General features: G+C 67.1%; 14 protein-coding genes. 5 read left to right on the top strand and 9 right to left on the bottom strand.

The window, feature by feature from the left end:
* Window positions 1-242 precede the first annotated feature (242 nt).
* From rpsI to KM176_RS04945, 3 genes are all read right to left on the bottom strand, one after another.
* Entirely contained in the window at window positions 243-731 is a 489-nt protein-coding gene (gene rpsI, locus KM176_RS04955; protein ID WP_160891014.1) for a 30S ribosomal protein S9, read from the bottom strand.
* A 5-nt stretch (window positions 732-736) separates the two neighbouring features.
* Complete coding sequence (gene rplM, locus KM176_RS04950) at window positions 737-1,198, bottom strand: 50S ribosomal protein L13 (RefSeq protein ID WP_160891015.1); 462 nt, start codon at window positions 1,196-1,198, stop codon at window positions 737-739.
* A 159-nt stretch (window positions 1,199-1,357) separates the two neighbouring features.
* Window positions 1,358-1,783: a PaaI family thioesterase gene (locus KM176_RS04945; RefSeq protein ID WP_160891016.1), complete on the bottom strand. Its 426-nt coding sequence runs from the start codon at window positions 1,781-1,783 to the stop codon at window positions 1,358-1,360.
* A gap of 115 nt (window positions 1,784-1,898) precedes the next feature.
* On the opposite strand from KM176_RS04945, the gene trmFO reads away from it, so the two are divergent.
* The 3 genes from trmFO to gluQRS are packed head-to-tail and all read left to right on the top strand — an operon-like array spanning window position 1,899 to window position 4,322.
* Complete coding sequence (gene trmFO / locus KM176_RS04940; protein WP_160891017.1) at window positions 1,899-3,257, top strand: methylenetetrahydrofolate--tRNA-(uracil(54)-C(5))-methyltransferase (FADH(2)-oxidizing) TrmFO; 1,359 nt, start codon at window positions 1,899-1,901, stop codon at window positions 3,255-3,257.
* Complete coding sequence (locus KM176_RS04935) at window positions 3,254-3,460, top strand: hypothetical protein (protein ID WP_160891018.1); 207 nt, start codon at window positions 3,254-3,256, stop codon at window positions 3,458-3,460. The genes trmFO and KM176_RS04935 overlap by 4 nt, the downstream gene beginning before the upstream one ends.
* A 4-nt stretch (window positions 3,461-3,464) precedes the next feature.
* Window positions 3,465-4,322 carry a tRNA glutamyl-Q(34) synthetase GluQRS gene (gene gluQRS / locus KM176_RS04930; RefSeq protein ID WP_160891019.1) on the top strand — a complete coding sequence of 286 codons (858 nt, stop codon included), beginning with the start codon at window positions 3,465-3,467 and terminating at the stop codon, window positions 4,320-4,322.
* Between the two features lie 80 nt (window positions 4,323-4,402).
* Here the strand turns inward: gluQRS and hisI are convergent, their stop codons facing one another.
* Complete coding sequence (hisI, locus tag KM176_RS04925; protein WP_160891020.1) at window positions 4,403-4,762, bottom strand: phosphoribosyl-AMP cyclohydrolase; 360 nt, start codon at window positions 4,760-4,762, stop codon at window positions 4,403-4,405.
* Window positions 4,763-4,844: 82 nt separating this feature from the next.
* On the opposite strand from hisI, the gene KM176_RS04920 reads away from it, so the two are divergent.
* Window positions 4,845-5,294 (top strand): iron-sulfur cluster assembly scaffold protein, encoded by a 450-nt coding sequence (locus KM176_RS04920; RefSeq protein WP_160891021.1) that lies wholly within the window; start codon window positions 4,845-4,847, stop codon window positions 5,292-5,294.
* A 57-nt stretch (window positions 5,295-5,351) separates the two neighbouring features.
* On the top strand, window positions 5,352-6,758 hold the full coding sequence (locus KM176_RS04915; RefSeq protein ID WP_160891022.1) for a methyl-accepting chemotaxis protein: 1,407 nt from the start codon (window positions 5,352-5,354) through the stop codon (window positions 6,756-6,758).
* 210 nt (window positions 6,759-6,968) lie between these two features.
* Here KM176_RS04915 and KM176_RS25140 read toward each other — a convergent pair whose 3' ends face one another.
* The 5 genes from KM176_RS25140 to sciP form a co-directional block, all read right to left on the bottom strand.
* Complete coding sequence (locus KM176_RS25140; protein WP_268946099.1) at window positions 6,969-7,094, bottom strand: hypothetical protein; 126 nt, start codon at window positions 7,092-7,094, stop codon at window positions 6,969-6,971.
* Window positions 7,095-7,210: 116 nt separating this feature from the next.
* Window positions 7,211-9,298 carry an ATP-dependent DNA helicase RecG gene (recG, locus tag KM176_RS04910; protein WP_160891023.1) on the bottom strand — a complete coding sequence of 696 codons (2,088 nt, stop codon included), beginning with the start codon at window positions 9,296-9,298 and terminating at the stop codon, window positions 7,211-7,213.
* Window positions 9,295-11,685 carry an NAD-dependent DNA ligase LigA gene (ligA, locus tag KM176_RS04905; RefSeq protein WP_375372107.1) on the bottom strand — a complete coding sequence of 797 codons (2,391 nt, stop codon included), beginning with the start codon at window positions 11,683-11,685 and terminating at the stop codon, window positions 9,295-9,297. Before ligA ends, recG begins: the two co-directional genes overlap by 4 nt.
* A 179-nt stretch (window positions 11,686-11,864) precedes the next feature.
* Window positions 11,865-12,584 (bottom strand): response regulator transcription factor CtrA, encoded by a 720-nt coding sequence (gene ctrA / locus KM176_RS04900; RefSeq protein ID WP_160891025.1) that lies wholly within the window; start codon window positions 12,582-12,584, stop codon window positions 11,865-11,867.
* A gap of 92 nt (window positions 12,585-12,676) precedes the next feature.
* Complete coding sequence (gene sciP, locus KM176_RS04895) at window positions 12,677-12,955, bottom strand: CtrA inhibitor SciP (RefSeq protein ID WP_160891026.1); 279 nt, start codon at window positions 12,953-12,955, stop codon at window positions 12,677-12,679.
* Between the last annotated feature and the right edge of the window lie 76 nt (window positions 12,956-13,031).

Genomic DNA, 13,031 nt, shown 5'->3' with positions numbered 1-13,031 from the left:
GGCTGCAAGCACGGACCAGGCACTGGGGCCTCAACCCCGTCAGACGGCCCTTCCCGGACGCCGCCCCGGAATCCCATGCTGCCTCCGATGGAACACCTCCCCGACCGGGCGAGACCGCCCGACAGGGCGCCCCAAGCAGGTCCGGCCCTGTGCCGCCCATCCCGGCGCCCGCCAACCTGTCCAAACAGGAAAAGGGCCCGCCGAAGCGAGCCCTTTCCGAAATCGTTCCGAAACGCGAAGGATCAGCGCTTGGAGAACTGGAAGCTGCGGCGTGCCTTGCGCTTACCGTACTTCTTACGCTCGACGACGCGGCTGTCGCGGGTCAGGAAGCCGGCGGCTTTCAGAGCGTCGCGCAGGGACGGGTCGAAGAGTTGCAGCGCCTTGGAGATACCGTGCTTCACGGCACCGGCCTGACCGGAGAGACCGCCGCCCTTGACGGTGGCCATCACGTCGAACTGGCCGTCGACGCCGGCGATGCCGAAGGGCTGGTTCACGATCAGCTGCAGAACCGGACGAGCGAAGTACTTGCTCATGTCCTTGCCGTTGACGGTGACCTTGCCGGAGCCGGGCTTGACCCAGACGCGGGCAACAGCGTCTTTACGCTTGCCGGTGGCATAGGAGCGGCCCAGTTCGTCGCGAACCGGCTCGCGCGGTGCGTCGAGCGTGACCACGGTGCCGGCTTCGGCGACAGCACCCTTGAGCTCTTCCAGGGAATTCACTTGATCAGCCATCTGACTCAGCTCCGGGTGTTCTTGGAGTTCAGGGATTTGACGTCCAGCACTTCCGGCGCCTGCGCTTCGTGCGGGTGCTCAGCGCCTGCGTAGACGCGCAGGTTGGTCATCTGCTGGCGGGACAGGCGGTTGCCGGGCAGCATGCGCTTGACCGCGAGGGTCACGACGCGCTCCGGGTACTTGCCGTCCAGGATCTGGCCCGCGGTGCGGTCCTTGATCCCACCCGGGAAGCCGGTGTGCCAGTAGTATTTCTTGTCGCCACGCTTCTTGCCGGTCAGCTGGATCTTGTCGGCATTGATGACGATGACGTTGTCGCCCATGTCCATGTGGGGGGTGAACGACGGCTTGTGCTTGCCACGCAGGCGCATGGCGACGATCGATGCAAGACGGCCCAGCACGACGCCTTCGGCGTCGATGATGATCCACTTCTTGTCGATGTCTGCAGGCGTTGCAGAGAAGGTTTTCATGACGGTGCCCTTTGAAAATTGGCAGCCCGCGCTGTCCGAAGACCCGCGGGCGACGTGATGGCCGGGTTATACAGCCAAATTCGCCCCCGTCAATTGGACAAGATCCAAATTAATAAAGCAAAAACATATGGTTGCAAAATAGGTATAATGATACCACATTCAAGCGCCCGCTTTGCCGCCCGGATCCGGCGGAATCGCGTAGGTCAGCGCGGCCCGGGCCACCGGATCCGGCAGGCCCTCGCTGTAAAGGCGCACCTCGCCCACCGCCAGCCGCCGCCCCAGCTTCAGGATCTCGGGTCGGGCCAGAACATCCCGTCCGGGGCCGGGCTTGCGCATGAAGTCGATCTGGCCCGAGGTCGTCACCGCCAGCGCCTGCGGTCCGATCCGCGCCAGCAGCGCGAGGTAGAAGGCCACATCGGCCAGCCCGAAAAGCGCGGGCCCCGAAACCGTCCCCCCGGGACGCAGGTGATGCGCGCCCACCCGCAGCCGCAGGACCAGCCTGCCCTCGTGCTCTTCGGGCAGGTAATCCCCGGCCACCTGGGGAAAGCGGCTGCGCAGGAAATTCCGCAGGGCCTCAAGATCCATCGCGCGTCCTCCTGCCCTACCATGGCCGATCCCGCCGCCCCGGAAAACAGCGCTTTTCGCGCAAGACCCCGCGCAGCCCCTTTGCAAGCGCCCCGCCTTCGCCTACATGCCGCCCATGACCGAGACATTGCATATCATCGGCGGCGGCATGGCAGGCTCTGAAGCCGCATGGCAAGCCGCCCAGGCCGGGGTTCCCGTGGTGATCCACGAGATGCGCCCCCAGGTTGGCACCTTCGCGCACAAGACCGGCCACCTGGCCGAGATGGTGTGCTCCAATTCCTTCCGCTCCGATGATGACGAGCAGAACGCCGTGGGCCTTCTCCACTGGGAGATGCGCGCGGCGGGCGGCCTGATCATGGAGATGGCGGACAAGCACCGCCTGCCCGCCGGCGGCGCCCTGGCCGTGGACCGTGATCCCTTCGCCGAGGCGGTCACCGACCGGCTGCTCTCGCATCCGCTGATCCGCGTCGAAGCCGGAGAGATCGACACCCTGCCGAGCGAGGGCAAGTGGATCATCGCCACCGGCCCGCTGACCTCCGAGGGCCTCGGCAAGGCTATCCAGGCCGAGACCGGCACCGATGCGCTGGCCTTCTTCGACGCCATCGCCCCCATTCTCTATGCCGACAGCATCGACATGGGCGTGGCCTGGCTGCAATCGCGCTACGACAAGGGCGAGACCGAGGAAGAGCAGAAGGCCTACCTCAACTGCCCGATGACCAGGGACCAGTACGAGGCCTTCATCGACGCGCTGCTGGCCGCCGAGAAGACCGAGTTCCACGAGGGCGAGACCGCCGGCTATTTCGACGGCTGCCTGCCGATCGAGGTGATGGCCGAGCGCGGTCGCGAGACCCTGCGCCACGGCCCGATGAAGCCCGTCGGCCTGACCAATACCCACAAGCCCGAGGAAAAGGCCTATGCCGTGGTCCAGCTGCGCCGCGACAACGCCCTTGGCACGCTCTACAACATCGTGGGCTTCCAGACCAAGATGAAGTACGGCGCCCAGACCGAGGTGCTGCGGATGATCCCGGGGCTGGAAAACGCCCGCTTCGCCCGCCTGGGCGGCATCCACCGCAACACCTTCATCAACTCTCCGACGCTGCTGGATGACCAGATGCGGCTGAAATCGCGGCCCCATATCCGCTTTGCCGGCCAGATCACCGGGGTCGAGGGCTACGTGGAAAGCGCCGCCATGGGCCTTCTCGCGGGCCGCCTCGCCGCGGCCGAGATCCTCGGGACCCCGGTCGCGCCCGTGCCCCAGCAAACCGCCATGGGTGCCCTGATCCACCACATCACCGGCGGCGCCGAGGCCAAGACCTTCCAGCCGATGAACGTGAACTTCGGGCTGTTCCCGCCGCTCGAGGGCGTGCGCGGGGGCCGTCGCGGCCGCAAGGACCGCTACAAGGGCTATACCGACCGCGCCAAGGAGCTCTGGACCGCCTGGCTGGAGGGCCAACCGCAGGAGGCTGCCGAATGAACTACGTTCTCGCCCTCTTCCTGCCGCCCCTGTCGATCCTCTTCGCGGGGCGACCCTTCCTGGCCATCGTGGTCTTCGTGATCTGGCTGCCGGCGATCATCTTCTCCGGCGGGCTGACCCACCCGATGTTCATCCTGCTGGCCTGGATCCTGATCTACCAGCGGCGCGAAGACCGCCGCTGGCAGGACCGGGGCCGCGACTAGGGCCTTGCGCACGCGCTTTGCCCCCTCGCCCACGGGTCCGCTGCACCTCGGGCACGCCTTCTCGGCGCTGATCGCCCATGACCTGGCACAGCAGGCGGGCGGCACCTTCCTGCTGCGGATCGAGGATATCGACCGTTCCCGCGCCCGCCCGCAATGGGAAGCGCAGATCTGCGATGACCTGCACTGGCTGGGCCTCACCTGGCCGGAACCGGTGATGCGCCAGTCCGACCGCCTGCCCGCCTATCACGCGGCCCTGCAACGGCTCTGGGACATGGGCCTGCTCTACCCCTGCCACTGCACCCGCCGCGACATCGCCGAGGCCGCCTCGGCGCCGCAGGAAGGCGCCGCGCCGGTGGCCGGACCCGACGGGCTGGTCTATCCCGGCACCTGCCGCCCCGACACGCCCCCCCGGGGCGCGATGCCCGAAGGCGTCACCCTGCGCCTCGACATGGCCCGCGCGCTGGCGCAAACCCGCCGCCTCGCCTTCGTCGAATGCGGCGCGGGTCCGAAGGGCGAGACCGGCCTCATCGCCCTCCCGCCCGAAGACCTCCTCCACAAGGTCGGCGACGTCGTGCTCTCGCGCCCGGCAATGGCCACCTCCTACCACCTCTCCGTGGTCATCGACGATGCCGCCCAGGAGATCACCGAGGTCATCCGCGGCCAGGACCTCTTCGAGGCAACGGCGATCCACGTCCTCCTCCAGGCGCTTCTCGACCTGCCCACCCCGCTCTATCGCCACCACCGCCTGATCCGCGACGCACACGGCAAGCGGCTCGCCAAACGCGACGACGCCCGCGCCCTCTCGCTCTACCGCGCCCAGGGCATCACGCCGGCGGGCATCCGCGAACTGGTCGGCCTCTAGCCCCGCTCCCCGTCATCTGGCCCCAAATATCCCGGGGGAGCGCCGAAGGCGCGGGGGCAGAGCCCCCCGCCCTGCGATCCTCAGACCATCGGCTTCATCAGCTCGACCTCGTCCCCCTCCCGCACCGCGGTATAGAAGCAGGAGCGCCGGTTGGTATGGCAGGCCGGCCCCTCCTGGCGCACCAGCACCAGCAGGCAATCCCGGTCGCAATCGATGCGGAAATCGACCAGCGTCTGCACATGGCCCGAGGTCTCTCCCTTCACCCAGAAGCTCTGGCGCGAGCGCGACCAGTAGGTCACCTTGCCGCTTTCCAGGGTGCGGGCAACGGATTCGGCATTCATCCAGGCGAACATCAGGATGTCGCCGCTCTCGGCATCCTGGGCGATGGCCGGGATCAGGCCCTTTTCGTCATAGGTCAGCGTGGCGGGATCGAAGCTCATCGGGCAAGCCCCCTTTGCATTGCGGAAATCCGGGCCTATCTATGACATCTCACCGGCCAAGACCACCAGCCCCGGAGCCCCCATGAGCGATACCGACCTGATCAAGCTCTACTCGACCCGCATCCTCGCGCTGGCGGCCGACATTCCCCGACAGGAACGCCTCTCCGACCCCGATGCCACGGTGCGCAAGCGCGCGCCGCTCTGCGGCTCGACGATCACCGTCGATGTCACCACCGAAGCGGGCCGGATCACCGGCTATGGCCAGGAGGTGCGCGCCTGCGCGCTTGGCCAGGCTGCGGCCTCGGTGGTGGGCGCCAATGTCATCGGCTGCACCAAGGCCCAGATCCTGGCGGCCCGCGATGCGCTGAAGGCCATGCTGAAAGAGGGCGGCCCGGTGCCCGCCGCGCCCTTCGACGGCCTGGAGGTGCTCCAGCCCGCGCGCGAGTACAAGAACCGCCACGCCTCGATCATGCTCTCGCTGGACGCGCTGTCGCAGGCGATGGACGAGGCCGAACAGACGCACTGCGCTTAACCGCATCTTCTCACTTCCGCTCTACTCCGGTCCGGGCAGTTCATTCGACGGCCCGGCATGGAACACGACACCGCCTTTCCCGATCCGCGCCCTGCGGACCTCTCGCTCGACCGGCTGGCGGGCATAGCCTCCGACATCGGTCGTGAGGTCGTCGATGTCGGCGGCTACCTCGAGGAAATGACCGACCGTACGGAGGGGCTGCTGCGCCAGCTCAATGCGATGCGCAAGGATTCGGGCCATGTGCTGCAGATGAATGCAGCCGTCATGGCAACCATCGTCAAGGCCTACGACCAGCTCGAAGCGACCGAGGCCGCCTTTTCCGAGGCGCTGGCCCTCACGCGCGAGGCCGGCGGCCTTGGTACACGGGTGCTGAGCTGGGTCGACACCCTGGCCACCCGCAGTCAGGATGTCGGCAGTGTCCTGGAGGCGGTGCAGACCAGCAACGATCAGGTCGCCGCCATCGCCGCCCAGGTCAACATGCTGGCGATCAACGCCAAGATCGAGGCCGCCCGGGCCGGAGAGCTGGGGCGCGGTTTCTCCGTCGTGGCCGATGCGATCAATGCGCTGTCGCAGCAGACCGGCACCGCCGCCGAACAGATCCGCGACAATATCGAACGGATGGCGGACTGGATCCACACCCTCCAGGGCGAGACCGGACAGGTGGCGCGCGACTCTCAGGTGCTCTCGGCGATCTATGCCACCTCGGAAGACCGCAACCGCACCGTGGAGCAGAGCTTTCGCGAGACGGTGCACCGCATGAAGCTGGTGCGCGACGACGCGACCGAGGCCGGCACCGCGCTGAACCGCTTCGCCCCGCAGGTGGAACAAAGCTTCGACGTCGTCAAGGACACCGCCGAGACGCTTTCGGAAGCCCATGAACGCATCGCGGATCTGGCCGACATGTCGGAAAGCATGGTGCAGACCAGCGTCCTTGCCGGCGGCGGATCAGAGGACCTGACCCTGATCCGGGACGTGCAGGCCCGCGCCGCGCGGATCTCGGCCCTGTTCGAGGCCGCGCTGGAAAGCGGCCGGATCAGTGCCGCCGACCTTTTCGACGAAGAGTACCGCCCGGTGCCGAATTCCGATCCCGAACAGGTCACCACCCGGTTCACCCGGCTGACCGACACGCTGCTGGCCGATCTGCAGGAAGAGGCGCTGGATCTGGGCGACCACATCGTCTTCTGCGCCGCCGTGGATCGCAACGGCTACCTGCCGACGCATAACGCCGCCTTCTCGCAGCCCCAGGGCGACGATCCCGTCTGGAACATGGCCCATTGCCGCAACCGGCGGATCTTCGACGACCGCGTCGGGCTGAAGGCCGGGCGCAACCGCCAGCCCTTCCTGCTGCAGGTCTACCGCCGCGACATGGGGGGCGGCGCCTTCGCGATGATGAAGGATCTTTCGGCGCCGATCACCGTCAAGGGCCGCCATTGGGGCGGGCTGCGGCTGGCCTACCGGTTCTGAAAGGGGCCGCCACACCCGGGGTTGGGGCGTGACGGCCAGTTGGCAAGTGCACGGGACAGGGGCGCACCGGGGCATGAGGCAAACCCGGCGCTCCGGCTAGGCAACCGGACCTCCCATTGGGGAGCGGAAGGGCCCTAAGGCAGCTTGCGGTGCAGGCGGGCCGGCGCCCTGGGGCGCAACGGCGATCTCTTGAAAGCGGTGGCTCCGGCGTCAGGCGAAGGAGCCGGGCAGATACAGCGAACCGACCAGAAGCACGCCCAGGGCGGCCACGCCGATCACATCGGCCATCATGGTGCCCGGAGAGCGGCGGCATACGCGGAGGAAGGTCTTCAGCATCGGTCTGTTCCCTGTGATCGGTTCCGTTGCTGATTTGTTCTCACATCCCTCCGTCCCAGTAAAGAACTTTTTAAGAACTTTTGAGAACAAACAGGGACAAATCAGGGGATAAAAGCTTAACCCACTGAAATCAGGCGAATTGCCTCGTCCTGTCCCATGAGCCAGAGCAACATCCGCGCCGCCCGTCCCCGCTCCGAGGTCAGCTCGGGATCACGGGCCAGCAGGGCGCGGGCATCGCTTTGCGCCACGGCCATCAGCTGCGGCTGGGTTTCCAGATCGGCAACGCGGAAGCGCGGCAGCCCGCTTTGCGCCGTGCCGATCAGATCCCCGGCGCCGCGCATGTGCAGGTCGGCCTCGGCGATGCGGAAACCGTCCTCGGTCTCGCGCATCAGGCCCAGCCGTTTCGTCGCGCTCTCGGAAAGCGGCGGCTGGTACATCAGCAGGCAGGTCGACTTGCCGGATCCACGCCCGACCCGCCCCCGCAGCTGGTGCAGCTGCGCCAGGCCAAAGGCCTCGGCCCGTTCGATCACCATGATCGTGGCATTGGGCACGTCGACGCCGACCTCGATCACCGTGGTCGCGACCAGCACGTCCAGATCGCCCGCCTGGAAGGCCGCCATGGTGGCGTCCTTCTCTTCGGCAGGCATCTGGCCATGCACCAGCCCCACCCGCCCCTCGCCCAGGGCGGCGCGCAGGTATTTGAACCGCACCTCGGCCGAGGTCAGGTCCGAGCTTTCGCTTTCCTCGACCAGCGGGCAGACCCAGTAGGCCTGCTGCCCCTCGGAGGTGGCGCGATTCAGATGCGCAACCACCTCGTCCAGCCGGTCGGTTCCGGCAAGCGAGGTCCGGATCGGCTGGCGACCGGGCGGCTTTTCGTCCAGCACCGAGATGTCCAGGTCGCCATATTGCGCCAGCGACAGGCTGCGCGGGATCGGCGTCGCGGTCATCACCAGCATGTCCGCCGCCTGCCCCTTGCGGCCGATCTGCATCCGCTGCCGGACACCAAAGCGGTGCTGTTCGTCGACGATGGCCAGCCGCAGATCGTGATAGACCACCTCGTCCTGGAAGACCGCATGGGTGCCGGTCAGGATGTCGATCGCGCCGCTCGCCAGATCCTCCAGCTTGCGGCGACGCTCGGCCCCCTTGTCGCGGCCCGTCAGGATCTCGACCCGGACACCGGCGGCAGCGGCCAGCGGTTGCAGGCCCGCAAGGTGCTGGCGCGCCAGGATTTCCGTCGGCGCCATCAGCACGCCCTGCCCGCCGGCCTCGACCGCGACCAGCAGCGCCATCAGCGCGACCAGCGTCTTGCCGGCACCCACGTCGCCCTGCAACAGGCGCATCATCTTCTCGGGCGCGGCCATGTCGGCGGCGATCTCCTTCACCGCGCGGGTCTGGGCGCCGGTGGGCGTATAGGGCAGCGCAGCCAGAACCTTGTCGCGCAGCCGCCCGTCGCCATGGCTTTCGCGCCCCCGCGACGCCCGGCTGCGGTTGCGCGCCAGTGCCAGCGTCAGCTGATGCGCCAGCAGTTCGTCATAGGCCAGGCGTTCGCGCGCAGGGTCCTTGGGGTCGGGCGGCCCGCCGCGTTCGGGCAGATGGGCGAAGGTCAGCGCGCGCTTCCAGTCGGGCCATTCCGCCTGCGCCTTCTGCTGGGCGTCGATCCATTCCGGCAACTCGGGCGCGCGCTCCAGCGCAGCGGCGACGGCCTTCGCCATGACCTTCTGGGTGACCCCGGCAGTCAGCGGATAGACCGGTTCGAACGCCGGGATCTCCGAGGTCTCCTCGGGCGGGAGCACGTAATCGGGATGCGCCATCTGGGCACGCCCGTCGTACAGTTCCAGCCGGCCCGAAACCAGCCGCTCTTCGCCCTCGGGCAGGATGCGCTCCAGATAGGGGGCGCGGGCGTGGAAGAAGATCAGGTCGAACTGGGTCTCGGAATCGGCGACCTGGATGCGGTAGGCGCCCCGCCCGCGCGGCGGCATGTGGCGCAGCACCCGCACCGCCACGGTGGCGGTGGCGGGCAGCACCAGCCCGTTGATCGTTGCCCGGCGGCGCCGGTCGATGGCGGAATGGGGCAGCAGGAACAGCAGGTCGCGCGGCAGCGTGACATGCAGCGCCTCCAGCGCCTTCGCGGTCTTCGGCCCCACCCCCGGCAGCGAGGCCAGCTGCGCGAAGAGCGGGAAAAGCGGTTCCGGCCGCCCGCTCATGCGTCGCCGATGAGGGCGAGCCAGCCGTCCTCGTCAATGGTTTCCACGCCCAGATCCGCCGCCTTCTTGGCCTTGGAGCCCGCCCCCGGCCCCGCCACCAGCAGATCCGTCTTGGCCGAGACAGAGCCCGAGACCTTGGCGCCAAGCGCCTCTGCGCGGGCCTTGGCCTCGGCCCGGGTCATCTTTTCCAACGTGCCGGTGAAGACCACGGTCTTGCCCGCGACCGGGCTGTCGGAGGTCTGCGGCGCCTCGACCGCCTGGATCTTCAGCTCTGCCACCAGCCGGTCGATCGAGGCGCGCTCGGCCTCCTGCGCGAAGGCGGCGGTCAGCGAGGCGGCGACCTTGGCGCCGATCCCCTCGATCCCGACCAGCTCTTCCCAGGCCAGAACCGAGGCGCGCTCCACCTCCGGCGCCTCGGCCCAGACGGCATCGCGCGCGGCCTTCAGAGAGGCGCGGCGCCCGTCCTTCTTCGCCTCGGCGCGCTCGGCGACTTCGGCGGCCTCGGCGGCAAGGTGACGTTCCTGCGCGGCGCGGGCGGCGTCGAGCGTGGCGACCATGCGCTCCCAGGTGCCGAAATGGCGGGCGATATCGGCGGCGACGACCTCGCCCACATGACGGATGCCAAGGGCGAAAAGGACGCGGTTCAGCTCAATCACCCGGCGGGTGTCGATGGCGGCAAAGAGGTTTTCCGCGGATTTGGAGCCCCAGCCCTTCACCTGCGCCAAGGGCGTCTTTGCCAGGTGGCGGATGGCGGCGGCGATGTGATCGGCATCGGTGTCATCCACCGGGACGCCGGCGCCGCGCAGCATCTCGGCCATGCGGGCCATCGCCTCGCCCCGCTGTTCCTCGGCGGCCTCCAGCGCGGCAAGCGCCGCCTTCGGATCACGCACCAGGCGTTCGCCGGCGGCATCGCGCGCCGGCAGGGTGAAGATATCGGCGGGCTCTGCGATCCAGCCCATGGCATGGAAGAACTCGGCCTGCTTGGCGCCCAGCCCCTCAATGTCGAAAGCATTGCGGGAGACAAAATGGCGCAGCTTTTCAAAGGCCTGCGCGGAACAGATCAGCCCGCCGGTGCAACGGCGAACCGAATCGCCTTCCTCGCGGATCGCCTCGGAGCCGCAGACCGGGCAGACCTGCGGGAAGGCATAGGGCTGGGCGTCCTCGGGGCGTTTCGACAGGTCCACATCGGCGATCTTCGGGATCACGTCCCCGGCGCGGTAGACCTGCACCCAATCGCCGACGCGGATATCCTTGCCTTCGCGGATCTCCTCGCCGGTGTTGTTGAGGCCGCGAATGTAATCCTCGTTGTGCAGCGTGGCGTTGGAAACGACGACACCGCCCACGGTGACCGGCTGCAACCGCGCAACCGGCGAGAGCGCGCCGGTGCGCCCGACCTGGATGTCGATGCCTTCCAGCCGCGTCCAGGCTAGTTCGGCGGGGAACTTGTGGGCAATGGCCCAGCGGGGCGTGGTGGACCGGAACCCGAGGCGCGCCTGCAGCCCCAGATCGTTGACCTTGTAGACCACGCCGTCGATATCATAGCCCAGCGTGGCGCGCTGCGCCTCGATATCGTGGTAATGTGCCAGCATCTGCGCCGAGGTCTCGCACAGCTTCGTCAGCGGATTGGTCTGGAATCCCAGGGTCTTGAGACGTTCAATCGCACCCATTTGCGTGTCCGAGAGCGGCTCGGACAGCACGCCCCAGGCATAGGCGAAGAATTTCAGCGGACGGGCACGGGTGATCTCTGCATCCAGCTGGCGCAGCGATCCGGCGGCGGCGTTGCGGGGGTTGGCGAAGGTCTTGGCGCCCTTCTCTTCCTGGCGCGCGTTCAGCGCCTGGAAATCGGCGTGGCTCATGTAGACCTCGCCGCGCACCTCCAGCCGGTCGGGGGCGCCGTGCAGCTCCTGCGGGATGTCGGGGATGGTCCGGGCGTTGGCGGTGACATTCTCGCCCTCCTCGCCATCGCCCCGGGTGGCGGCGCGCACCAGCTTGCCGTCTTCATAAAGCAGCGACAGGCTGAGCCCATCGATCTTGGGCTCCGCCGTACAGGCCAGCGCCGCATTGGGCACGAGGTTCAGGTAGCGGCGCAGGAAGGCGGCAAAATCCTCGACATCGGAATCCTCGAACGCGTTCGACAGCGACATCATCCGCTGTTCATGGCGGACCTTGCCGAAACCCTCTGCCGGGGCCGCACCCACCTGCTCCGACGGGCTGTCGGCACGTTTCAGATCCGGGAAGGCGGTCTCGATCTCCGCATTGCGGCGCTTCAGCCGGTCGTATTCCGCATCGCTCAGCTCGGGCGCATCGGCCTGGTGGTAGTCCAGGTTCGCCTGCCCCAGCAGCTGCGCCAACCGCGCCAGTTCCGCCGCGGCCTGATCCCGGGTCATCCCGGTCACGTCAGCCGCGTCCGACCCGTTGTTTTCAGCGGATTTTTCCTGCGCCATGGCAAACGCCCCCTTCACTCGAACCTGTGTCCCCGAACGGGGTCGTCAAGCCGAGTGATAGGGGGCGTCGCATCCAAGGTCCAGTCCGAGCATGTCGCGCCCGTCGCCCCTCTGCCGCGCCGTCAGCCGGCGCCGAGCGCCATGCGCTTTTCGTCGATCCGCGCGGGTTCGGGATCGCGCAGCACATATCCGCGGCCCCAGACCGTCTCGATGTAATTCTCGCCGTCGGTGGCGGTGGAAAGTTTCTTGCGCAGCTTGCAGATGAAGACATCGATGATCTTCAGTTCCGGTTCGTCCATGCCGCCGTAGAGGTGATTCAGGAACATCTCCTTGGTCAGGGTGGTGCCCTTGCGCAGGCTCAGCAGTTCCAGCATCTGGTATTCCTTGCCGGTCAGATGCACCGACTTGCCGTCGGCCTCCACCGTCTTGGCATCCAGGTTGACCTCGATCCGCCCGGTGCGGATGACCGATTGCGAATGGCCCTTGGAGCGGCGGATGATCGCGTGGATACGCGCCACCAGCTCCTCGCGGTGGAAGGGCTTGGTCAGATAGTCATCGGCCCCGAAGCCGAAACCGCGCAGCTTGCTTTCCGTGTCGTCGGCGCCCGACAGGATCAGGATCGGCGTCTCGATCCGCGCCAGCCGCAGCTGTCGCAGCACCTCGTGGCCGTTCATGTCCGGCAGCCCCAGATCCAGCAGGATCAGGTCGTAATCGTAAAGTTTCGCAAGATCGATGCCCTCTTCACCCAGATCCGTCGTGTAGACGTTCAGATTGGCATGGGTCAGCATCAACTCGATACTCTTCGACGTGGTCGGGTCGTCTTCCACCAATAGCACACGCATGCCAGCTTTCTCCGTTAATCCCCAGACTTGAACGATGGTGACGCCAATTGGTTAACTCAACGTTACCGATTATTCCTGAAATGTTCATCAGCTCAGGGTTGTCTGAATTTCTGCAGGGCGGTGGCCTTCAGGGCCTCTTCACCATGATTGGCCACGGCACTCACCCATTCAAGGAATTCCTCGGGGGAAATCGCATATCGTTCCTGCGCCTCGTCCTGGGTGATCAGACCATGCACGACGGCTTTTACCACGGCCGCCTTGCGGGAAGCCACCCAGCGTCGCGTTTCGGGCGGCGGCAGATCCGCGCGCGTCATCACACGGCCGTCCGGCAATGTGACCGCCCTTGGCCCCTGAACCTTCTTGAGATACATCACTCCGACCCTCCGTGGAACAGACCTATCCTTGGGCCGCCGATTTAACGGGGGGTGAAACGCGGGGTTGAGAGTA

Origin of the sequence: Pseudooceanicola endophyticus (assembly GCF_018760365.1) — a bacterium.
In the GTDB taxonomy this organism is placed as follows: Bacteria; Pseudomonadota; Alphaproteobacteria; order Rhodobacterales; family Rhodobacteraceae; genus Pseudooceanicola; species Pseudooceanicola endophyticus.
Note: the sequence above shows the minus strand (reverse complement) of the source record. Positions and strands in the feature narration are given on the sequence as shown.